Below are 21,008 nucleotides of genomic sequence, written 5' to 3'. Positions count from 1 at the left end.
CGGTTATATCTTCGGCTGGTGACTCAACGGAGACGATGTCGGCCGTTCTCGGCGTGCTATCGGTCGGTCCCGTAGAGGTGTTGTGACGTGGTGGCACTCGAACTCGACGGTGTTCGAAAGGAGTACGGAGCGACGACTGCGCTTCACGAGGTGTCGCTTTCGGTGGATGAGGGTGAATTCTTCACGCTCGTGGGTCCCTCCGGATGCGGAAAGACGACGACGCTTCGTCTCGTTGCCGGACTGGAAACGCCAACCGACGGCGTCGTCCGGTTTGATGGGGAAGATGTGAGTTCGACACCGACGGAGGACCGCAACGTGGGCGTGGTGTTCCAAAACTACGCACTCTTTCCACACATGACCGTCCGCGAGAACGTCGCCTACGGCCTGAAGTTCGACGACCCGCCCACCGGGATGACGGTGGACGAACGCGTCTCGGAACTACTGGCAATGATGAATCTCGGCGAGATGGGCGACCGCGACCCCGACAACCTCTCCGGCGGGCAACAGCAACGTGTCGCCCTCGCCCGCGCACTCGCTCCCGAGCCCGACGTACTCCTCTTAGACGAGCCGATGAGTGCGCTAGACGCACGCCTCCGTGAACAGCTCCGTCGGAGCGTAAAGCGCGTGCAGAAGGAACTCAACGTGACGACGCTGTACGTTACGCACGACCAAGAGGAAGCGTTGGCCGTTTCCGACCGCGTGGCCGTGATGAACGGTGGACGCGTCGAACAGGTCGGCACGCCACAGGACATCTATCGCCGTCCAGAGACGGAGTTCGTCGCCACGTTCGTCGGTGACAACAACGTCTTCTCGGGAGCGGTTCTCGACGCCACTGACGAGAAGACGGTCGTTCGCGTCGCTGACACCAGCTTCGAGCTCCCGCCCACGGACGCCGACGTGGGTGAGACAGTTCAGTTCTGCGTCCGTCCGGAACATCTCTCGGCGGCGACGATGACGGAAGCACCGACGGAAACAGCGGGAGAAACAGCAACGGTGCCGAAGACGAACCGCCTCACGGCTACGGTGGAGACCACGGAGTTCCTCGGGGACGTAACTCGCCTGCACTGTCGCTGGGCGGGTCGTTCAGTCGTCGTCAGAGTGGCGGCAGTTCCCGAACGAGACCGTCTGGAACTCGGGTTCGACCCGGGGGTGGCGACGTTCCTCTGAGCCTCGGACGCGAGAAACGAGGGCACCGATCCGACGCCGAAAACGACATGGCCCGCGGCGGGCGAGAAACTGATACGATGATCACGCTGTCTTCGGACTTCGGGACCCCGTATCCGGCCGCGATGAAGGGTGTGTTGCTCAGTCGAACCGACGCCCGACTCGTGGATGTCGCTCACGACTTTCCCAGACAGGACGTTCGAGCGACGGCGTTCTGGCTTCGGGAAGTCCTCCCGTACTTTCCGGCAGCGACGCACCTCGTCGTCGTCGATCCCGGCGTCGGCACCGACCGCGCAGCCATCGTCGTCGAGGCGGGCGAACACACGTTCGTCGCGCCTGACAACGGCGTCGTGCTACCGGCGGTCCGGGAAATCGCTGGCGATGACTTCGACGTGTACGACGTGGCCTACGACGACGTGCCGAGTAACACGTTCCACGGACGGGACGTGTTTGCTCCCGCCGCCGCGAACGTTCACGACGCCTCGGCCGTAACGGACATCGAGCGAATCACGCCCGTCGAGGAGTTCGTGGACCTCACGTTCCCGGCACCGGTCGTCGGCGACGGACAGGCAACCGGCGAGGTGCTCGTCGTGGACGACTTCGGCAACGTCGTCACCAACGTCCCCGGACGCGTCCTCGACGGTCTCGAACAGGTTTCGGTGAACGGCGAACCAGCCCCCGTGGGCGATTCGTACGCTGCCGTCGAACCCGGCGACCGCCTCGTCACAGTCGGCAGTCACGGCAACGTCGAGTTCGCAGTCAACCGTGGTCGCGGCGACGACGCGTTCGGCCTCGCGGTCGGCGATACGGTGACGCTCGAATACTGAGTCGGGGATGAGTTGACCGGCACGTTTTTGTGAGATTTGGTCGATGATCTACATGTCTTCTCACGGCCGTAGCCGCAGCACTGCGCTTTGGTCTGCCGACAGAACAGTGGACTTGCCGTCGCACTGGCGACAGCGCACTTCAGTGCGAGTGCCGCCCTGATTCCGGCGTTGTTCAGCGTCTGGCACAACGTTACCGGGCCGGGGCTTGCGACGCTGTTTACTCGGATGGACGACGAATCAAAATCGAGAGAGGAGTCGGCTCTTCCGACTGACTAACCCCTTCGGATCCGTTCGCTTCGCTCACACCTTCGATGACTTCCCACTCGCGATTGTCTGTGGGTGTCTCTCGAATTCGCTAGGCTTGCGTTTGCTGCCTCTTTACTTGCGCTTCGACGTCGGCAACCGACACGAGCGCATTTACGTTGTCGGAGTCGAGCACGCTCAGAATCGCCCCGGCATCGCCCTCGACAGTTACTGCGGCGAGAGACTGGTACGTCTTGCCGACAGTCACGCCGTCGGTCTCTTGTAAGGTTCCGGTGAGTGAATCGATGGCCTGGGTCACGTACTTCTCTTGGAGTTCGACCATCTTTGTTCGTGCCTCCGTCCGGTTCATATCTCCGTTTTGAACATCCTTTTGGATAGCGGCCTGTTCTTTCTGGATCGCCTCGCGGTCGAGGGCAGCGATGACAGCAGCGTCACCGGTCGCTTCTGTAGTTCCTTCCTGACTGCCGTTCTGACTATTGGACAGGTCACTCTCGCCGAGACTAAGTTGGTCTGTACACCCCGCGAGGAGCATTGCACCGCCAACACTTACGCTTTCGAGAAACCGCCGTCGGTTTTTCAGAGTAGAATCGTCCATTGATATGTTGTGGGTGCTGTCTCGGAGGAATAACACTTGGTATTTACCTCTCGCTGATACGATTTGCTGACCGGGTTTTCAGTACGGCCACCAACGAATGCAATTTGTGACGGTGAGAAGATCCGTTACGGGCCTCAATTTCACGGTGGCGATGGAGGATGCGCTCGCCACGGATTACCATCGACAGGAGGTCGAGTCGGCGTGAGCGGGACTGCGATTCGTCTTCCTGCTACACCTGAGAGGACACGCAGTGACGCTTCTGGTTGCCCGACGGCGTTCTCGTTGTTAGTCGTGACAGTTAGTCAAAACTAAAGTTTAGACATGACAAATTAGTAGATGAGTGATGTTGAGCGACGTTATAGAGTATTATCTGAAATCGATATACGGCCTTCAGCAGAGGGAAGAACCACCAGTACGCACGTCCGACCTCGAAGAGCGTGGCGTCGAACCCGGGGCGCGCCTCGACATGGTTGAGCTGACGCCTATCGATACGGTGACTGGCTGCGTGGACAGCAAAAGGGTCTCGTTCCCGACGGAAACCGCGGCGAGCATCCGCGTGGAATCTTTAACGGAGGCCACGGCGTAGCGTGCTGGTACCGATCCACGCAAGCGGGATCAGCAGACTCATCGGTCAGTACGACCAGTTCGGGCCCGCGGTGACGTCGTTCGTGACGAATTTTCTCGCGACTTTTGGAGACAAGGGACAACTCGCTGTCATCACGCTCGCGACGATCTACGACGCAAAGCGCGTCTTCGCTGGGGCTGTCGCGGCGTTCGCCATCTGGAACATCATCGAGGTGACGGTAGGGTCGGCCGTCCTCGGCGCACTTCCCGCCGGTGTTACGCCGATATTCACCGGCGCGCTCTTCGTTCTCGTCGGGATCTGGACGTGCTACCAAGCCTATTCGATCTATACGAGTACTGACGGGCGTACCCGCGGGAGCGACCTCTTTGCCGGCATCATCCCAGACGGCATCTATAAGCGCATCCGCGGATCAAGCTCGTTCGTCATCGCATTCGTCGCCATCGCCATCGCGGAGTTCGGGGACAAGACCCAGATCCTCACGATCAATCTCGGAGCGACGTTCCCAAACGCTCCGATAGCAGTTATCGTCGGTGCGTGGCTCGGCCTCGCCGTCCGAACCGGCATCGATGCGTTCGTCGGGACGGCCATGGAACATCTCCTCCCGATGGCGTTCATCCAAGCCGCGGGCGCTGCGGTCTTCGTTGCCGTTGGGATCTTCCAATGGGGTCTCCTCGACGGTACCGCCGTCGTCGGCGTCGCAGTTGCAGCCGTCGCCTTTGCGGTTAGCGGCGCGTTCTACCGTCACTGGGTGGCTTCACACACGTCATAGCACAGCAGTTCCTCGAATCAGTCAATCGATGAGTTGTAGTATAAGAAATTTTATATTATTATGCAGATGCTGCTTCGAGACCCTCTGGATTGCGTAGCTTTCGCGGATTAGGTTCTATTTTCTAAACGTCGAACGCGGATTGCGAGTGCGAGAAACGTTGCGAGTATCGTCAGACCGATAGCTGAGGCCGCAGCAACGTCGTGTGCGCGAGTTCCGTGGTCACCCGCACTAACGAGCCTCGGGCCGAAGTACGTGTGGTGATAGTCCCCGACGAGAGGGAGGAAGTAATCGACCATATCGTTGAAGCTGAACCAGAGTGTGGCAACAGCGACGGATGGGACAGTAAACTCGGCGTAACGGTAGATCACGAGTGCCTGTAGTCCCATCCCGAAGTGGCTGACAAGCAAGAACCAGTGGTAAGGATCACCAGAGACGAGGACGTCGTTGATTACGATTTGGACGATAACCACCCAGAAGCCGTACTTCAGGTTCCCGACGAAGGCCAGTGCGTGAATCCAATTACGATCCTGTCCAAGCTTCCACGACACGAGACTCACGGCCATGAGCAACGTCGCCAGTGGGCTGTCGGGCACTGCAGGCCAGATCACAAGGTGGCTGTTCAGCAACTGAAACCGATAGTACCAGAACCCGAACACGGTCCCCACGAGATTGACGGCGACAACAACCCACGTGAGACGGAGTGTCATCGACTCAACCCAGTTAGGCAACGGAGCGAGATATACCGGCAGATCGTCTGTGGAAGGGCTTGAAGCCATCGTGTTTATCTATTTCTCCGAGAGTGGTCACTCGTCCGTCTCGCCAGGGTCGTCGAGTGCTGTTTTACCTGCCCCAACGCGAGCATACTCTATTTTCGACTCGTCGTTATGGACACAACAGCATAGAGTCGTCGATGGTCCCATCAATGAGGGCCATGCGCTTGATATCGCCCTCGTCCTCCGCGGCCATGTCCGAGTAAGTGAACTGCAAGACGGTGCCTCAAGCTGGCGTTCAACCGAGCCAACGTATGATAGTACGAGTCACTGGGAGGCGCTTCGGCCGTTGAATCGGACACTGTCCGGTCAATACCAACCAAAACGAATCGGGATGGATGCTACAGGATTTGAGCTTCACTCGCAATGCTTCGCGTTGCTCCCTGTTTCAAACCCTTCGCGGAGATGATTCTCCACTCACGTTGTTCGCGGAAGAATCATGGGCGCTACAGGATTTGAACCCGTGGCAACTTGGTCCGAAGCCAAGCACTCTGTCCAGACTGAGCTAAGCGCCCTCACTACTTCGTAGCGGGACGGCATAATTTAAACCCACGGATTCGATCCCGAGACCGGACCCCTGACTCCGCGTCATTTATCATCGCGGGACAAAATGTGTCTCGTATGCCACCCGCCGCAGAGACAGAATCGTCCGTCGGCGACGGGTCTCCACCGGGTGCCGCAGAGACGGCACGAGGCCTGCTCGAACTGACACGTCCAGGGAATATTCTCTCTGCAGGCATCCTGACGTTCACCGGGTCGTTCGTCGCGGCCGGTGTGTTTACGACACCGTATCACGTCCTCGCGGCGGTCCTCGCGACCGTTTTTGCGACGGGTGCGGGCAACGCGGTTAACGACTATTTCGATCGAGAGATCGACATGATAAACCGCCCGGACCGACCGATTCCTCGGGGAGCGGTGAGCGCTCGGGGGGCACTCGCGTTCAGTCTCGTGCTGTTTCTCGGTGCCGTCGTCTGCGCCGTCTTCCTCCCCGTCGAGGCGCTCGTAATTGCCGTCGTAAACCTCCTTGCGCTCGTCGCCTACACTGAATACTTCAAGGGGCTACCCGGTGTTGGAAACGTCGTTGTCGGCTATCTCACCGGGTCCACGTTCCTATTCGGGGCCGCAGCAGTAAACAACGCGCTCGCTCCGAGTGTCCTCATCCTGTTCGGTCTCGCAGCCTTGGCGACGGTGACCCGTGAAATCGTCAAAGATGTCGAAGATATTGCGGGCGATAGAGAGGAAGGTCTCAAAACGCTCCCCATCGTCGTCGGAGAACGTCCGGCACTCTTCATTGGCGTCAGCGCGATGGTCGCCGCCGTTGGCGCGAGCGTGTATCCGTACTTCAACAGCGGGTTCGGACTGGCGTACCTCGTGCTCGTCATCCCGGCTGATATCCTGATGCTGGCTGCCTGCGTCCAATCGTTTGAGGATCCGTCGGCCGCTCAGAAACGTATCAAGCACGGGATGCTTCTTGCCACGGCGGCGTTCATCGCCGGACGGGCGTTCGCCCTGACCGGCCCCGTTGTGTAACGCCACTACCGTCAGGTATAGTAGGTCTGCACCTGTGTACCTATCTGAACGCAGATTACCGGTTCGAACGAAGGCGTGATGGCTTACGGTCGAAACGGCAGATAGCATCACAGTGAAGAGATCAAACATGGCGTTGACATCTCCCTTCGAAACGACGACCATAGAATCAAAAAGAATATTATTGGCTCACAATATCGTTGTACCGTTCGATGACTTTCGGTGAGGTCACCCGCCGTGCAAGCGACTACCCACTAGCTGGTCGGCCGTCACAGAGGCACGCCTATGTATGACCTTTCACCGGCCGTCGATGCCGAAGTTCCCCCGGGGACGAATCTCCTCATTAGTGGGCCACCACTCACCGGCAAGCGGTCGCTTGCGCTCGATATCCTCTCCGAGGGTGCGACGAATGGAGACGGAGCGATAATCGTCACCACGAAGGACGGCGCAAAGCGCGTTCTCTCGGATTTCGAGAAGCGGACGACCTACGACGGCAAGCCCGTCGCCGTCGTCGATTGTGTGACGAGACAGCAAGGCGTCGGTGAGATTCGAGACGACGACCGAATCAAATACACCTCGTCTCCAGTTGACATGACCGGGATCGGGATCAAGCTCTCGGAGTTCCTACAGGCGTTTTATCAGGATCGTAATATCGAGCAGAACCGCATCATGCTTCACTCGCTCTCGACGCTCCTGATGTACGCCGACTTGCAGACGGTGTTTCGCTTCCTCCACGTCTTCACCGGGCGCATCCAGAGCGTCGAGGGGCTTGGCCTGTTCGTTATCGACTCCAGCGCACACGACGACAAGACGATGAACACGTTAAAGCAGTTGTTCGACGGCATCATCACGACATCCGAAGACGGCGAACCCGAAGTCAGACTCGCCTCCAACTGAGTCTCGGGACGTCGAACGGTCTCACAACGCTCCCGTCCACTCGTTCTCGAAGCGTTCCTCGAACTCTAGGAGATGAGTGCTGTCTGACCGACGGAACGCACGCCCACCGACGACTTTTGGCCGTGGGTCGCGTGCGCCCACGCATGGTCACTGACGACGAACTCCGCGAGATACTGGACGCCGACACCGTCGCCGTCGTCGGGTGTTCGACGACGCCCGGCAAAGCTGCCCACGATATCCCCGCGTACCTGCAAAATCACGGCTATCGCGTGATACCGATCAACCCCTTCGCCGACGATATTCTCGGGGAGACGGCGTACGACTCGCTTGCAGACGTTCCCGGTGACGCCGACATCGACATCGTGGACGTGTTCCGCCCGAGCGAGGAAGCGGGTGACATCGCAGCGGCGGCCGTCGAACGCCACGAGTCAGTCGGCGACGTGCGCTCGGTATGGCTCCAACTCGGAATTACGAACGACGACGCAAAACAGCGCGTGCAAGAGTCGGGTCTCGAATACGTCCAAGACAGGTGCATGAAGGTCGAGCACGGCCGTCTCGTTCGGTGAAGACGAAAGATCTGTGAGGACCCGACTCACAGCATCCCCGCAAAACCGACCGTCACGAACGAGTACTATCCTTCCCAGGACTCGAAGTCGCCGTAAATTCCTTTCGAGAGGTACCGCTCGCTGGAATCGGGGAAGATAGTCGCCACCGAGTCGTGCGGGGCGTCGATTTCACCGTCGCGGATTCGCTCGGCTACGTCGCGTGCGGCGAGACTCGCTGCGGCGGCGGAGGAAGCGACGAGATGGCCCTCCTCGCCGGCGAGGCGTTGCACCTCGGCGTGGGCGTTTTCGTCGGGTATCTGAATCACTTCGTCCACGAGTTCGGGATCGAACAGTTCGTTTGTCGTCGGGTCGTGCGTGCCGATACCCTCCGTCTTGTAGGGGTCCTCTTCGGCGTCCTCACCGAGCACTGTCGAGTACAGTGAGCCGGCGGGTTCGACGGCGGCGACGTACGTTTCGGAGTCCTGTTCGAGAGCGTAGCGGGCGATTCCCATGAGCGTCCCCGCGGTTCCGCATCCCGCGACAATAGCTCCCACTTCGCCGTCGAGTGCGTCGTAGATTTCCGGTCCCGTCGTCTCGTAGTGCGCTTCGGTGTTCAGCGGGTTCGAGAACTGCTGGGGGACGACGGCGTCGTCCACTTCCTCAGCCAGTTCGTGTGCGCGGTCTATCGCGCCGCCCATCCCGTCTTCGGTGGGCGTGTTGACGACGGTCGCGCCGAGCGCGCGCATGAGTTGCTGTTTCTCGAGGCTGAAACGTTCGGGGACGACGAACACGGCTTCGACATCGAGCTGGCCCGCGGCGACGGCAATGCCGATGCCGGTGTTCCCCGCCGTGGGTTCGATTACGGTGCCGCCCTCGGGGAGCGTGCCGTCTTCGAGCATCCGTTCGAGCATGTACTTCCCGATGCGATCTTTGATGCTCGCGCCCGGGTTGAACGACTCCAACTTGGCGTACACCGGTGCCTCGTCCGGCGAGGCGTGAACGCGGACGAGCGGTGTCTCACCGACAGTTTCGAGGACCGAAGACAGCGGTTCTCGATGGGTGGTCATGCGCTGGCAAATGTTTCCCCCACACCTCAAAGTTACCATGCACGTCCGGTGTCAGTTGCCCGGACTACAGTGCAAACGCGATAAGAGAGAACGAAGCGTGTCGAAACGTGTCGAGCGTGTCAGTTCCCGCCGGTTGAATCGTCCGCGTCAGCGGCGTCTGCCGCCCCGTCAGCCGTCTCTTCGGAGGAGTCGCTCGCCGCGTCGTCGGCGTCCGACTCCGCCTCGTGGATGTGTGCGTTGGCGGTCACTGCTTCCACGTCGATTCCCTCTTGCTCAGCAAGCGCCTCGAGCAGTGCGCGCTGTTCGGCGTTCTCAGTCTCCAGTCGATCTATTCTCTCCCGCGTCTCTTGGGCTGTCTGCCGCATCTCAGCCAGTTGTTCGCGGAGTTCGTTCAGTCGAGCGTATACGTCTTCGGCCATCTCGGCCACTTTCTGGAGCTTCTTCGCCGTGCCTCCGATTCCCATGTGTGACCGTGCGTACTCCGGGTTTGTGTGCGTTCCGCTTCAGCGGAGTCAAAACAATGTGAGAACGAACCGGCGAGAGGTCAGAGCGCGTTCGCGTTGACGTCGCCAACGAGATACCGAAGCGCGACGTAGATGCCGATACCGCCGACGGCGTATGCGGCGACGACGAACGGCGCGGACGCATCGGCACTACCGATAGCGAGTCTGGCCGCCGTGTTCACAGGGTTGTTCGGAAACAGCGTGGTGCCGCCGAAGACGAACAGCACGCCGATGGAGTAGAGGAACTGTGCAGAGCGACGGTCAGGCGAGAGTAACGCCGTCGCCGCCGCGAGTGAGCAGACGAGCGTCGAGAGCGCCGCGACGAGAACGAGAAGCATCACCGGACTCGCTACTCGCGTCCCATTGAATCCAAGAAGGACGAGCCACAGCGCCGCCTGCGCGGGCGCGAGTGCCGTCGCGGCGAGCAGTTTGCCGTCCACGATTTCGCGGAGTGAGACGGGCGCGACGCGGAGCAGTTCCAGCGTGCCGCGCTCTCGCTCTTCGGTCAACGAGTCCACCGTGAGCGACCCGCTGATGAACACCGGCAGGAAGAGCAAAAGCGGTACGAGAACGGTGTATGTGAAGCCGTAGTACGGACTCGACTGCGTCTCCGGCGGGAGTTGGACCGGAAGCGTCTCCAACGACTCCGCACGCTCGATGCGCTCTGACCGTTCGAGCGACCGAAGCACGTCGCGAAGTTGGACGACGACGACCGTCGTCTGGACGTTCGAGTCCGGCACCGTCGCTGAGACGAACACCCTGCCGTCGCGTGACTCACCGACTAACACCGCATCAATTCCGGTCTTCGAGGGGGATTCGAACGCGCGCATCGCCGCCGACTCGTCGGAATAGACGGTCGGATTCACGCCGGAAACATCGGTTGCGGCCTGCACGAGTTCCTCGGACGCATCGCCAGCGATTGCTACGTCAACCCCGTACTCTCCGGTCTGTCCGGGATCGTACAGCGAGACGAGACCGACGACGAGGAACGACGAAAACGCCGCGATAAACACTTGCAGGACGAGCGCAAGCACGATTGTCTTCTCCTTGCGAAGCGTCGAGAGTTCGCGTTTGGCAATCGTCGCGCGCGGATCACGCAAGGGCGTTCACCACCGTGAGGTTGTAGGCGGCGTGAACCGCCACCGCGCCGACGAATGACGCGGCGTACCACCGTTTCCCGCGCGATGCACCGACGGCGGAGATGCCTGCTGTGACGACGTGGAGAACCAGCGGCGCGAGGAGTAACCCAACCGCTGGCAGGACGCCGATATCGAGACCGACACCGGCGGGACCGAGTGCGGCCCGTCCAAGTGTCAACTCGGGAAGACCGACGATTTGCGCGACGGCGGTGAACTTCTCGGCGACGAAGAAGCCGAACCCCGAGAGTGCGCCCAAAACCAGTGCTGTCCGGGTCGTCCGCTCGAACCGAGCCTTCTCGAACGCCGCGTAGACGTGGAGGCTCTTTGCCGCCTCCTCAATGAGCGCGACGAAAACGAGGAGGACGGGAACAGTCAGTTCGACGGGAAGGACGAACAGCACGGCGATAGCCAGCAGTTCCGCGATGAAGACGAACGGAATCGAAAGCCCCGAAACGAGCGCCACATCACGGGGGCGAGAGACACGTGCGTCGAGGGCATCGAGGAATTTCAACGGCACCGACCGCTGGGTGAACATGTCCTCCTCGCGGTAGACGCCCGCGCCGAGAGCGAACAGCACGCCGCCGCAGAGGACGAACGGTCCCGTCGAGAACAGGAACGCCCCGAGACTCACCGTCGCCGTCGGCTGTAAGTCGCGGACGACGAGCGTCAGCGGCGAGATGAGCGCGATGGGCGTCACCTGCGTGAAGATGGCCGGGACGAACGTGTACGCCGTCAGGAACACAGACACCGCGACGGTGACGAACGTGAGTTCCTTGAACGACCGGGCGAACATCGCGCCGACGAACGTCGCGCCCAAGAACACCAGTCCGATCGGGACGACCGCCGCGACGGAGACGAGTCCGCCGCCGACAGCGAGCGCGATGACCGCAGTCACGCCGAGGACGACAGTGAGATACGGCAGCGTCTTCCCGAGAACGATATCGCCCGGCGAGACGGGAGCGACGAGGAGCAGTTCTCCCCGCCGGTTGATTCGTTCGTTCAGCATCGTACTCCCGTACGCCTGCACGACGAAGTTCATCGGAACGAGAAAGGCAAACGCCAGCATCAACGACCCGAACGGGAACGGCGGTTGAATCTCGGCTGGCGACCCGCTTGAGCCACCCGAGAAGGGGTTGATGCCGCCAAGGTTCGGTATCGAGAGCGGGCCGTCGCTCCCGTCTGCGGCCGTGTCACCGGATTGGGACGTGCTCGTCCCGTCGGTCGCCGATGACCCGGACGCAGCGTTAGACGAGGAACTGGACGAACCGCCCGCCGACGTTCCGGACGAGTCCGCGCCGGTTCCGGAGCCGTCACCGGTTGCAGCGCCGCCGTCACTGCCGCCGTCAGCCACCGCACCGTCCGGAAGCGACGTACTCCGTGAAACGTACTGGAGCGAAACGGCAACCGGGAACGCCGCCGTCTGGTTTTCCTCCTGCTGCATCATCGCCGTGTTGTACCGCCGGACGGCATCGTTGAGCGCGGCGAGAGCGGCCCGGTTCTTCTGCGTAACCACTGGGGGACCGAAGACACGCTCTCTGTCGATGAGAATATCCAAGTCGCCATTTTTGAGAGCGTCTGGGTCGGGGTCCTTCGGAGTCAACGCAGGTGCGGCAGCCACGGGTTCGTAATACGGACTATCGGACGCGACGCCGACGCGGTAGATATCCCTGTCGAGCGCGACACCGCCCGACAACATGCCTGCAGAGGCGATACCGCCCGCGAGGACGACAGCGACGAGGAGGAACACAACGGTCCGCCGGTCCAGCGTTCTCGCCGAGCGCTCGATCTCCCACCGGGCGATCCGTAGAACCGCGCGAAGACGGTCCGAGAGTGACCGACTCACTGCGTGCCCCCGATCCGGTCTTCCTCTTGTTGGTCCCGCTCCGGGCCGGTCGCGGAGCGGCCGCCGTCGGTTTGCGAGGCGGCGGCCCGTCCCCTGTCGTCCGCGCGCGTCTCGGGCGGTCGTCCGGCGAGGTCCAAGAAAATGTCCTCAAGACTCGGCTCGTGGGTTCGGATGTCAACTACTTCGCCGTCCGCCGCCTCGGCCTCCTCGCGGACCGATTCGACGGCATCCATATCGGGGACGACACGGCGGTATCGGCCGTCGTCGGTGGTCTCCGCGTTCTCGACGGCGGTGGTCGTGAATACGTGATAGCTTGTTTCGCCATGTTGCTCCCGAATTTCGGGTACTGTGCCGCGGGCGATTATCTCGCCGCGGTTCATGATGACGACGCGGTCGCAGACGCTCTCGACGTGGTAGAGGTTGTGCGCGCTGAACACGACGGTCTTGCCGCGTTCGGCCAAATCGCGGGTGAACTCCAACACGTAGTTCGTCGTTAACGGATCCAATCCCGACGCGGGTTCGTCGTAGATGAGCAGGTCGGGGTCGTTGACCAGCGAGCGCGCGATGGCGACCTTCCGCTTCATCCCCTTCGACATATCTCCTAACCGCCGGTCGCGGTGTTCGAGTTCGAGTCGGTCGAGCGTATCCTCGGTGCGGCGCGTCGCCGCCTCCCGGGGCACGTCGTACAGATCCGCAAAAAAGTGGAGATACGACCGCGCGGTCATGTCCTCGTACAGGGGCGATTCCTCGGGCAAAAAGCCGAGGTGACGGCGCATCTCCGGGTCGCCGGCGTCGTACTCGCCGATTCGCGCCGTCCCCTCGGTCGGTTCGATAAGCCCCGAGAGCATCTTCAGCGTCGTGGTCTTCCCTGCCCCGTTCGGTCCCACAACACCGAATATCTCCCCTTCCTCGACTTCGAAGTCGCTTCCGACGACGGCGGGAAAGTCGCCGTACGTCTTGCGAAGCCCCTCAACCCGTATCATGCGCGAGGTGAAGGGCGACCTCCGGATAAATGGTTCGCGCAGATGTTCAGCGTTGATACTCAGTCTGTCAACGTGAGAACTAACATGCTACAACGAGAATCGCCGCTCGTGCCCGCAGACGACTATTTCGACGCTCGTACGGCGCTGTTCGTTGGTGGATTCGTCGCGCTTGTGTTCTGGTTTGCAGGCGCACTCACGTACGTTGCTGCGGGCGACATCCTTCCGACGGTTCGGGCGTTTGCGTTCGTGTTCGTCGGGACCGGATTCGTCTTCCTCTTCGCCGGCGTCGTCGTCGCCGCCGTCCGTCGATAGCGCCGATAGTCTTTCCTAACGCGGCTGAGATGATTCGAACGTATGCCTGTGACTGTCGTTCAAGACGCAGACGGTCGGTGGCATCGGACGGACATCCTCGCCTGCGTAGAGTCATCAGTCGTAGACACCAGCGCGGAGCAGGAAGCCGAACCCGACGAACTCGGCGAGGAGCTATGTTCGAAGTGTACGTGGTAGCAGAAGGGAGAAACGTCGCCTAGTCGTAGTCGTAGAATCCCTGCCCTGTTTTCTTTCCGAGGTCTCCCGCGTCCACCTTCCGCTTGAGGAGGTACGCCGGTTTGTACCGGTCGCCGAGTTCCTCGTGCAGCGTCTGGGAGGCGTCCAGACAGATGTCGAGGCCGATGTGGTCCGCCAGCGTCAGCGGCCCCATCGGGACGTTCGTTCCGAGCGTCATCCCGCGGTCGATGTCCTCCTTGGTGGCGACGCCCTCGTCGTAGGCACGGATACCTTCGTTTATCCACGGCATCAGGATGCGGTTCGTGACGAATCCGGGCTTGTCGTCGGACTCCCACGTCTCTTTGTCGAGTTCCTCGGAGAACTCGTGGGCGAGTTCGACTACCTTCGAATCCGTCTTCTCGCCGACGACGACTTCGACACCTTTCATCAGGGGAACGGGGTTCATGAAGTGAACACCGACGACGTTCTCCGGGCGGTCTGTCGCGGCGGCGATGGTAGTGATCGAGAGCGTGCTCGTGTTCGTCGCCAACACCACGTCCTCGTCCGTCACCTCGTCTAAGTCCGCGAAGATGTCGCGCTTGACATCCATATCTTCGACAGCAGCCTCAACGACCAGATCCGCAACGGCAAGGTCTGCCAACTCTGTCGTCCCGCGGATGCGGTCCAGCGCGTCGTCTGCTTCCGTCTGCGAGAGTTGATCTTTCTCGACGAACCGCGAGAGGGAGTCTTCGATGCTGTCGAGGCCGCGTTCGACGAACTCCATCTTGATGTCCCGCATCACGACATCGTACCCGGCCATGGCGGCCACCTGCGCGATACCGTTGCCCATCGTTCCCGCGCCGACGACGCCGACCGTTTCTACATCCGGTAACTCACGAATGTCCATGAACGTCGATGCGCAGCGACGGCTTCTAAACGTGACGGACCGACGATGGAATCCGTCCCCGGGACAAGGACGTGAATGAATTCGGACAATCACGGAAACTCTCAAGTTGCGGAACGTGAAGGTACTCCTCAACGGGTGAAAGCGTGAACGAAGGTGGCGACAACCAGAATGGGGAAGACGACCGCGCCGAGGGCGATGCCGTCGGCGGGTCGGAGGACAGAGGGATGGGGGGAGACGAAAGCGAGCCGGACGGGTCGTGGAGTGCGGCCGCGCCCACCGCGAGCGACGGTGAGATTCCACTTCCGTGGACCGTCGTCGACGAAGACGAACTCGACGAGGATGTCCCCGAGACGTTCGAAGAGTTACGATTCATCGGCCCGAAGACCGCCGAGGCACTGCGCGACTCGGCTATCGGCGTGGAAGATATCACTCGCAAGCGTATCTCCTACCGCGATCTAACTGAACAGGGCGTCCATCCGGGGGTAGCTGCGAAGATTCGGCGCGAACACTCGCTGTCGTGGTCGTTCGACTCCACGGATTCGGATCTGTCGCGGCGGTCCTCGCAGGTCCGCGGCTTGGACGACGAAGAGCGCGCGTGGGTCGCCGCCTCGTCGGGATGGGCCGAAGACGATGCTCCCGCAGAGACGGACGGCTCCGGCGACGCGACAAACGCGGAGTCGGAATGGCAGACCCAAAGCGCAGAGTTCGAGGCTGACGGTGACTCCGATGAGGCCTCACCGACCGACGGCGAATCCGCGTGGCGGGCGACAGCGCAAGCGTCCGCGGATGGAAACGAGGACCCGACCCGAGACGAAGAGGTCGAATGGCGGAAGAAGGCAACTGAGGCCGATGCCGACGACGCAGAGACGACTGGAGAGGCCGCATGGCGTGAGCGTGCGACTGAATCGGTGCGTGACGACACCGCGTCGGACTCAGTGCGCGGCGACGACGAATCGGACGTGTTCACTACCGAGGCGGAGGCAGAATGGCGCGAACAGAGTGCGCCAACGCCGGTGACGGTCCTCGGCGGTGTGGACGACACTCACGCGGACCGACTCGCGGACGCGGGTATCCGGTCGGTCCGCCGACTCGCCACTGCTGACCCAGAGAGTGTGGCTGACGCGCTCGAACTCGACCAACGACGCGTCGAACGGTGGTGCGAGGCGGCACGAGCGTCTTTCGACTGACCCAACGCACGAGAACTATTTACTCTTCGAATTAATTTATTGAGAGCAATTTTTGCGACGCTATAGAGCCTCTTAGAGCTGCATAATCGTCTGTTGTGGGTGCGGATATAGCACCCTAACGACACCATCTTTATATATTTGCTGACCGGACTCGGAACTGATGAGAACCGGTGGTACGTCCGACGGTATCCCCCCTGACCGACTGACTTCCCGACCGTCGATGACGCACCGAGACGCCCCCTACACGCTCCGTCTCGACATACGGAGGTGTGTTCTGACCGATGGCCACGAAGGATGAGACAAACCCCACGGAAACGGAATCGGACGAATCGACTATCACCCAAATTTTCGACGTAGTCGCCCGCGCTGCCCCCGAAATTCGCTCCGGACTGCCCGGACGGCGCATCTACGCCGAGGAAGACAATCCGTCCGGCGAGACGCAGATGGAAGCGGATGTCTACGCCGACGACCTGCTCTGCGAACGAATCGGTGACATCGACGGTGTCGGTGAGTACGCGAGCGAAGAGCGTCCTGCGGTGATCGATACGGGTTCGGGCCTCTCCGTCTGTGTAGACCCGCTCGACGGGTCTTCGAACCTGAAACCGAACAACACGATGGGGACCATTGTCGCCGTTTACGACGCCCCGATTCCGGCGACGGGTGCCGATATGCTGGCGGCGGCGTACGTCCTCTACGGTGCGACGACGACGATGATCGTCGCCCGCGACGACACTGTTACTGAGTACGTCATTCAGGAAGACGGCGAGTACGAGGCTGTCCGCGAGGATATCACGCTTCCGGACGACCCGACCGTGTACGGCTTCGGCGGGCGCGTCCCCGATTGGGTCGAATCGTTCACCGAGTACGCCCGCGACATCGAATCCGACGCGAGCATGAAACTCCGCTACGGCGGGTCGATGATCGGCGACGTGAACCAGATTCTCACGTACGGTGGTATCTTCGCGTACCCGACGTTACAGGACAGTCCCGAAGGGAAACTCCGCGTTCAGTTCGAGGGGTACCCAGTTGGATACATCATCGAGACGGCAGGCGGGCGGTCCTCCGACGGCGAGCAGTCGCTGCTGGCGGTCGAAAAAGACGAGTTGCACGCGCGGACGCCGGTGTACGTCGGCAACGAGGAACTTATTGAAAAACTCGAAGCCGCCTTCGCCGAGGACTGATACGGGCGGTCGGCAAATACTACATAGAAAACCATTTTGAACAACCGCGCGCAGTCCCGGGTATGAAGGTCCGAATCGGCGCGGACGCCTCCGACGAAGAAGCGTCCGCCATCGCGGGTGCCCTCGCACGACACCTCGGCACGGCAGTCGAAGTATACGCGGACGGCGAGGACGCACCGGCGGCGACGGCTGAGGCACCGACGACGCAGTATCCGCTGGACGACGAGCTGGAGCCGACGGAGCGGGAGGCCGCTTTACGCGAGGAGATTCGTGACATCCTCGAAGGGGGTCCGAAAAAGTACCGCGACCGCCTTGCAGATCAAGGGAAACTGTTCGTCCGCGACAGACTCAACCTTTGGTTTGACTCGACCGGCGAATCCGCAAGCGAGGAAACAGACACCGAGAACGGGATTCGGTTCGAAGACGGCAAGTTCGCTCACTTCGACGGATGGCACCCCGACAGCCCCGAAGTCGAGGAAGACGACGAGGGCAACCGCCTGCCCGCCGACGGCCTCATCACGGGCGCGGCGACGTTCGAGGGGCGCGACCTCCACTTCATGGCGAACGATTTCACCGTAAAGGCAGGGTCGATGGCGCGCCACGGCGTCGAGAAGTTCCTTCGAATGCAGCAGCGCGCCCTGAAGAACGGCAAGCCCGTCCTCTACCTGATGGATTCCTCCGGCGGACGTATCGATCAGCAGACGGGCTTTTTCGCCAACCGCGAAGGGATAGGCAAGTACTACTACAACCACTCGATGCTCTCGGGGCGCGTTCCGCAGATCTGCGTCCTGTACGGTCCGTGTATCGCCGGCGCCGCCTACACGCCCGTCTTCGCGGATTTCACCATCATGGTCGAGGGAATGTCCGCGATGGCTATCGCTTCCCCGCGCATGGTCGAGATGGTCACCGGCGAGGAGATCGACATGCAGGACCTCGGCGGCGCACGGATGCACGCCGAGGAGTCCGGCAGCGCGGACCTCGTTGCCCGCGACGAGGCGCATGCCCGCCAACTCGTCGCACAGTTGATGTCGTATCTGCCCGACAAAGCCGGTGAGAAACCACCGCAGTCTGAGACGGTGCCGCCGAAGTATTCGCCCGACGGCATCGACGAACTCATTCCCGAAGCGCCGAACCGCCCGTACGACGTTCACGACCTCTTGGACCGTGTCGTCGACGCCGGATCCGTCTTCGAACTCAAGCCCGACTACGGAAAGGAAATCGTCACCGCGTTCGCCCGCATCGACGGCCGGCCCGTCGGCGTCGTCGCCAACCAACCAACCCAGCGGTCGGGCGCTATCTTCCCCGACGCGGCCGAGAAGGCGGCCGAGTTCATCTGGACCTGCGACGCCTACGAGATTCCGCTGCTCTACCTGTGTGACACACCGGGCTTCATGGCCGGGTCGCAGGTCGAGAAAGACGCTATCTTGGAGAAAGGCAAGAAGTTCATCTACGCGACGTCGTCTGCGACGGTTCCCAAGCAAACGGTGGTCGTCCGCAAAGCCTACGGCGCAGGTATCTACGCGATGGGCGGCCCCGCCTACGACCCCGAAAGCGTCATCGCTCTCCCGTCGGGCGAGATCGGAATTATGGGTCCGGAAGCGGCGATCAACGCCGTCTACGCCAACAAACTCGCGGAGATAGACGACCCCGAAGAACGGAAGCAACGCGAGGACGAACTCCGCGAGGAGTACCGCGAAGACATCGACGCCCACCGGATGGCCAGCGAAGTCGTCATCGACGAAATCGTGCCACCCTCGGATCTCCGCGCCGAACTCGCCGGCCGGTTCGCGTTCTACGCGGACGTTGACAAATCTCTCCCGGATAAAAAGCACGGCACCGTTATCTAAGGCGGACTGATGGCCCTCCACCGGAATATATGCCGACGTTTACCGAACGGTAACGTTCCCCTTAGTAGGAGAATCACTCGCTATGCACCGACTACTGAGGAGTGTTCCCGCCGAGAGGCGTGATATGGCAGCCCCCAACGTCTCGACGTCGGCAACCACAGTCACTAACCTCCTCGACCTCCTTGCGGAGCGAGAGGGTGTACTCTGGGTCGCTGTCGTTGTCACATACCTCCTCGACGTGGCGCTCACCGCCTACGGTCTCAGCCTCGGCTTCGAGGAGGCGAATCCCGTCGCCCGCGCAACGATGGTCCTCTTCGGGCCGCTCCCGGCAATGGTCGCGCTGAAGACGTTCGTCATCGGTGTCGCCGTCGTCTTCACGCGCATCGCGCCGCCGATGGGGCGTCCGCTCATCCCCCTCGCTGTCGCAACGCCGTGGGCTATCGCATCGCTGTCCAACTTTCTCGTCATCTTCGGTGGCTACTGACTCTGGCGGCGAATCACTCCCGCGGTAACCTGCATTGACCCGCGACGGCGGGGTTGGTGTCGCCTTTACGTTAAAATCTCAGCGGCTGGATTCGAGCGCCGAGCGGATGCCGCGGAGTTCGTCACGTACGGCCCGCCACTGTTCGACTGACCCGGGGATCGTGTCGGCGGTACCGCGGGTGAGACGGCCGACGAGGTCTGCAACCGCTTTCGGGTCGCCGACGGCGCTCAGCGACACGTTGCCACCGCCCGCGATTTCGACCGTGACGGTGCCGTAACCGAGAACGCCGCCGACCGCCGACTGACTATATGAGACGTCCTGCACCCGGTCGAGTTCGAGCGTCGTCACCCGCCGAGAGCGCCGACCTCGCTTCGTGTACACCGCGCGGTCGGTGACGAGGAATGCGGTCGTGTAGATGGGATAGACGCTTGCGATGGTGATGAGAAGAGCAAGGAGGATGCCGGGACCGATGGCGATCAACGGTAATCGGATGACGACCGGAAGGGCAACCGATCCGACGACGACGAGGACAGCAACGAGTAACTGTGCGAACACGCTCACGAGTCGAGGACTGCCAGTCCATTCGACCGTCTCGCCGTCGTCGAGCGTGATCCAATCAGGGTTGCTCATCGGTCGAATTCGAGCGGGTCGGTATCGTCGTCGGTCGTCCAACCGGTCTCTGTGTTGTCGTCTGCGGAGTCCGTCTCGTCGCCGCTGTCCGAAGCGTTCGCTTCGTCGTTACGGTCCGACGAACCCGTCTCGTCAGTACTGCTGGCGTCTGATTTCCCAGCCTCGTTCTCCTCGTCGTCCGGACGCTCGGATACGAGTTCGTCTATCGTGTTCATCTCGACTTGTTCGCTTTCGCCAGCGGTTCGAGTGGTGTCGAGCGCCGCCGACTCGTCGCGTTCGAGCAGCGTACGAATTTCGCGGAGTTCCGTCAGTACCTCGTCCAAGACTGCTTCCTTGTCCCCAGCGTCGTCACGTCCGCCGGTGGACTGCTTGACGTGGCGGTTGACGAGTTCGGCCACGTCGCGCGGGTTCTCGACGGATTGGAACCGCATTTCGACGCCCGACCCCCCGGCAGTGCTAATATCGACGTTACCGAAACCAACAGACGATCCGAGAATACCTTGACTGTAGGAGGTGTTCTGCACTTTGTCGAAGCCGACTTTCTGCACGTCACGCGAGAGAATCCCCGACTTTCGGTAGAGACCGGCCGTCGTGACCACGTAGTGGGTGTTGCGAAGCGAGAGATACGCCGAGACGACGATGGGAATCCCGATAAGAACGAAAGAGAGCGGGACACCCACGATCAGCGCGGGAACGATACTCGCACCGTGCGGTGTATCCGACCAGACGATTTCCTCGTCGTCGTCCAGCGTTAACCAATCCAGTTCTGGTTCCATAGACGGCGTGAGGGAATGGGGAGGGATAACC

General features: G+C 61.3%; 23 protein-coding genes, 1 tRNA gene and 1 pseudogene. 14 read left to right on the top strand and 11 right to left on the bottom strand.

The window, feature by feature from the left end:
* Window positions 1-87 precede the first annotated feature (87 nt).
* The 3 genes and pseudogenes from HBOR_RS08735 to HBOR_RS08725 all read left to right on the top strand — a co-directional run.
* Entirely contained in the window at window positions 88-1,167 is a 1,080-nt protein-coding gene (locus tag HBOR_RS08735) for an ABC transporter ATP-binding protein (protein WP_006054920.1), read from the top strand.
* 77 nt (window positions 1,168-1,244) lie between these two features.
* Window positions 1,245-1,991 (top strand): SAM hydrolase/SAM-dependent halogenase family protein, encoded by a 747-nt coding sequence (locus HBOR_RS08730; RefSeq protein ID WP_049890586.1) that lies wholly within the window; start codon window positions 1,245-1,247, stop codon window positions 1,989-1,991.
* A 99-nt stretch (window positions 1,992-2,090) separates the two neighbouring features.
* Window positions 2,091-2,267: pseudogene (locus HBOR_RS08725) on the top strand (bile acid:sodium symporter family protein); the annotation flags it as partial.
* 79 nt (window positions 2,268-2,346) lie between these two features.
* Here the strand turns inward: HBOR_RS08725 and HBOR_RS08720 are convergent.
* The gene (locus HBOR_RS08720) at window positions 2,347-2,850 is read right to left on the bottom strand and encodes a hypothetical protein (RefSeq protein WP_006054918.1); all 504 of its coding nucleotides are present in this window, start codon (window positions 2,848-2,850) and stop codon (window positions 2,347-2,349) included.
* A 343-nt stretch (window positions 2,851-3,193) separates the two neighbouring features.
* Between HBOR_RS08720 and HBOR_RS08715 the strand changes: the two genes are divergently transcribed.
* Together HBOR_RS08715 and HBOR_RS08710 are read left to right on the top strand one after the other, a co-directional pair.
* Window positions 3,194-3,436, top strand: coding sequence for a helix-turn-helix domain-containing protein (locus HBOR_RS08715; protein WP_006054917.1), 243 nt, complete (start codon window positions 3,194-3,196; stop codon window positions 3,434-3,436).
* Between the two features lies 1 nt (window position 3,437).
* On the top strand, window positions 3,438-4,205 hold the full coding sequence (locus tag HBOR_RS08710; protein ID WP_006054916.1) for a TMEM165/GDT1 family protein: 768 nt from the start codon (window positions 3,438-3,440) through the stop codon (window positions 4,203-4,205).
* Between the two features lie 107 nt (window positions 4,206-4,312).
* Here the strand turns inward: HBOR_RS08710 and HBOR_RS08705 are convergent, their stop codons facing one another.
* Both HBOR_RS08705 and HBOR_RS08700 read right to left on the bottom strand, forming a co-directional pair.
* Entirely contained in the window at window positions 4,313-4,981 is a 669-nt protein-coding gene (locus HBOR_RS08705; RefSeq protein ID WP_013440598.1) for a DUF1405 domain-containing protein, read from the bottom strand.
* A gap of 434 nt (window positions 4,982-5,415) precedes the next feature.
* Window positions 5,416-5,490, bottom strand: a tRNA-Arg gene (locus HBOR_RS08700).
* A gap of 106 nt (window positions 5,491-5,596) precedes the next feature.
* On the opposite strand from HBOR_RS08700, the gene HBOR_RS08695 reads away from it, so the two are divergent.
* From HBOR_RS08695 to HBOR_RS08685, 3 genes are all read left to right on the top strand, one after another.
* Window positions 5,597-6,505, top strand: coding sequence for a geranylgeranylglycerol-phosphate geranylgeranyltransferase (locus HBOR_RS08695; protein ID WP_006054914.1), 909 nt, complete (start codon window positions 5,597-5,599; stop codon window positions 6,503-6,505).
* 282 nt (window positions 6,506-6,787) lie between these two features.
* Complete coding sequence (locus tag HBOR_RS08690; RefSeq protein ID WP_006054913.1) at window positions 6,788-7,399, top strand: RAD55 family ATPase; 612 nt, start codon at window positions 6,788-6,790, stop codon at window positions 7,397-7,399.
* A gap of 143 nt (window positions 7,400-7,542) precedes the next feature.
* Window positions 7,543-7,965, top strand: a complete 423-nt coding sequence (locus HBOR_RS08685) for a CoA-binding protein (protein ID WP_006054912.1) — start codon at window positions 7,543-7,545, stop codon at window positions 7,963-7,965.
* 65 nt (window positions 7,966-8,030) lie between these two features.
* Here the strand turns inward: HBOR_RS08685 and HBOR_RS08680 are convergent, their stop codons facing one another.
* The 5 genes from HBOR_RS08680 to HBOR_RS08660 form a co-directional block, all read right to left on the bottom strand.
* Window positions 8,031-9,011: a PLP-dependent cysteine synthase family protein gene (locus tag HBOR_RS08680; RefSeq protein ID WP_006054911.1), complete on the bottom strand. Its 981-nt coding sequence runs from the start codon at window positions 9,009-9,011 to the stop codon at window positions 8,031-8,033.
* A 119-nt stretch (window positions 9,012-9,130) separates the two neighbouring features.
* The gene (locus HBOR_RS08675) at window positions 9,131-9,475 is read right to left on the bottom strand and encodes a DUF5798 family protein (protein WP_006054910.1); all 345 of its coding nucleotides are present in this window, start codon (window positions 9,473-9,475) and stop codon (window positions 9,131-9,133) included.
* Between the two features lie 80 nt (window positions 9,476-9,555).
* On the bottom strand, window positions 9,556-10,614 hold the full coding sequence (locus HBOR_RS08670) for an ABC transporter permease (RefSeq protein ID WP_006054909.1): 1,059 nt from the start codon (window positions 10,612-10,614) through the stop codon (window positions 9,556-9,558).
* Complete coding sequence (locus HBOR_RS08665; protein WP_006054908.1) at window positions 10,607-12,496, bottom strand: ABC transporter permease subunit; 1,890 nt, start codon at window positions 12,494-12,496, stop codon at window positions 10,607-10,609. The genes HBOR_RS08670 and HBOR_RS08665 overlap by 8 nt, the downstream gene beginning before the upstream one ends.
* Entirely contained in the window at window positions 12,493-13,479 is a 987-nt protein-coding gene (locus HBOR_RS08660; protein WP_006054907.1) for an ABC transporter ATP-binding protein, read from the bottom strand. Before HBOR_RS08660 ends, HBOR_RS08665 begins: the two co-directional genes overlap by 4 nt.
* Before the next feature lie 84 nt (window positions 13,480-13,563).
* Here HBOR_RS08660 and HBOR_RS08655 point away from each other — a divergent pair, with 84 nt between their 5' ends.
* Window positions 13,564-13,791, top strand: coding sequence for a hypothetical protein (locus tag HBOR_RS08655; RefSeq protein ID WP_006054906.1), 228 nt, complete (start codon window positions 13,564-13,566; stop codon window positions 13,789-13,791).
* 42 nt (window positions 13,792-13,833) lie between these two features.
* Entirely contained in the window at window positions 13,834-13,986 is a 153-nt protein-coding gene (locus HBOR_RS19985; RefSeq protein ID WP_006054905.1) for a hypothetical protein, read from the top strand.
* 19 nt (window positions 13,987-14,005) lie between these two features.
* On the opposite strand, the gene HBOR_RS08650 is transcribed toward HBOR_RS19985, so the two are convergent.
* Complete coding sequence (locus HBOR_RS08650) at window positions 14,006-14,872, bottom strand: 3-hydroxyacyl-CoA dehydrogenase family protein (protein WP_006054904.1); 867 nt, start codon at window positions 14,870-14,872, stop codon at window positions 14,006-14,008.
* A 143-nt stretch (window positions 14,873-15,015) separates the two neighbouring features.
* Between HBOR_RS08650 and HBOR_RS08645 the strand changes: the two genes are divergently transcribed.
* The 4 genes from HBOR_RS08645 (at window position 15,016) to HBOR_RS08630 (ending at window position 19,571) form a co-directional block, all read left to right on the top strand.
* Window positions 15,016-16,059 carry a DUF7409 domain-containing protein gene (locus HBOR_RS08645; protein ID WP_006054903.1) on the top strand — a complete coding sequence of 348 codons (1,044 nt, stop codon included), beginning with the start codon at window positions 15,016-15,018 and terminating at the stop codon, window positions 16,057-16,059.
* 281 nt (window positions 16,060-16,340) lie between these two features.
* On the top strand, window positions 16,341-17,240 hold the full coding sequence (locus HBOR_RS08640; protein WP_006054902.1) for a class 1 fructose-bisphosphatase: 900 nt from the start codon (window positions 16,341-16,343) through the stop codon (window positions 17,238-17,240).
* 62 nt (window positions 17,241-17,302) lie between these two features.
* Window positions 17,303-19,087 (top strand): acyl-CoA carboxylase subunit beta, encoded by a 1,785-nt coding sequence (locus HBOR_RS08635; protein ID WP_006054901.1) that lies wholly within the window; start codon window positions 17,303-17,305, stop codon window positions 19,085-19,087.
* Window positions 19,088-19,211: 124 nt separating this feature from the next.
* Complete coding sequence (locus HBOR_RS08630) at window positions 19,212-19,571, top strand: DUF5658 family protein (RefSeq protein WP_006054900.1); 360 nt, start codon at window positions 19,212-19,214, stop codon at window positions 19,569-19,571.
* Between the two features lie 78 nt (window positions 19,572-19,649).
* Here HBOR_RS08630 and HBOR_RS08625 read toward each other — a convergent pair whose 3' ends face one another.
* Both HBOR_RS08625 and HBOR_RS08620 read right to left on the bottom strand, forming a co-directional pair.
* On the bottom strand, window positions 19,650-20,201 hold the full coding sequence (locus tag HBOR_RS08625) for a PH domain-containing protein (protein WP_006054899.1): 552 nt from the start codon (window positions 20,199-20,201) through the stop codon (window positions 19,650-19,652).
* On the bottom strand, window positions 20,198-20,977 hold the full coding sequence (locus HBOR_RS08620; protein ID WP_006054898.1) for a PH domain-containing protein: 780 nt from the start codon (window positions 20,975-20,977) through the stop codon (window positions 20,198-20,200). The genes HBOR_RS08625 and HBOR_RS08620 overlap by 4 nt, the downstream gene beginning before the upstream one ends.
* Window positions 20,978-21,008 lie beyond the last annotated feature (31 nt).

Origin of the sequence: Halogeometricum borinquense DSM 11551 (assembly GCF_000172995.2) — an archaeon.
In the GTDB taxonomy this organism is placed as follows: Archaea; Halobacteriota; Halobacteria; order Halobacteriales; family Haloferacaceae; genus Halogeometricum; species Halogeometricum borinquense.
Note: the sequence above shows the minus strand (reverse complement) of the source record. Positions and strands in the feature narration are given on the sequence as shown.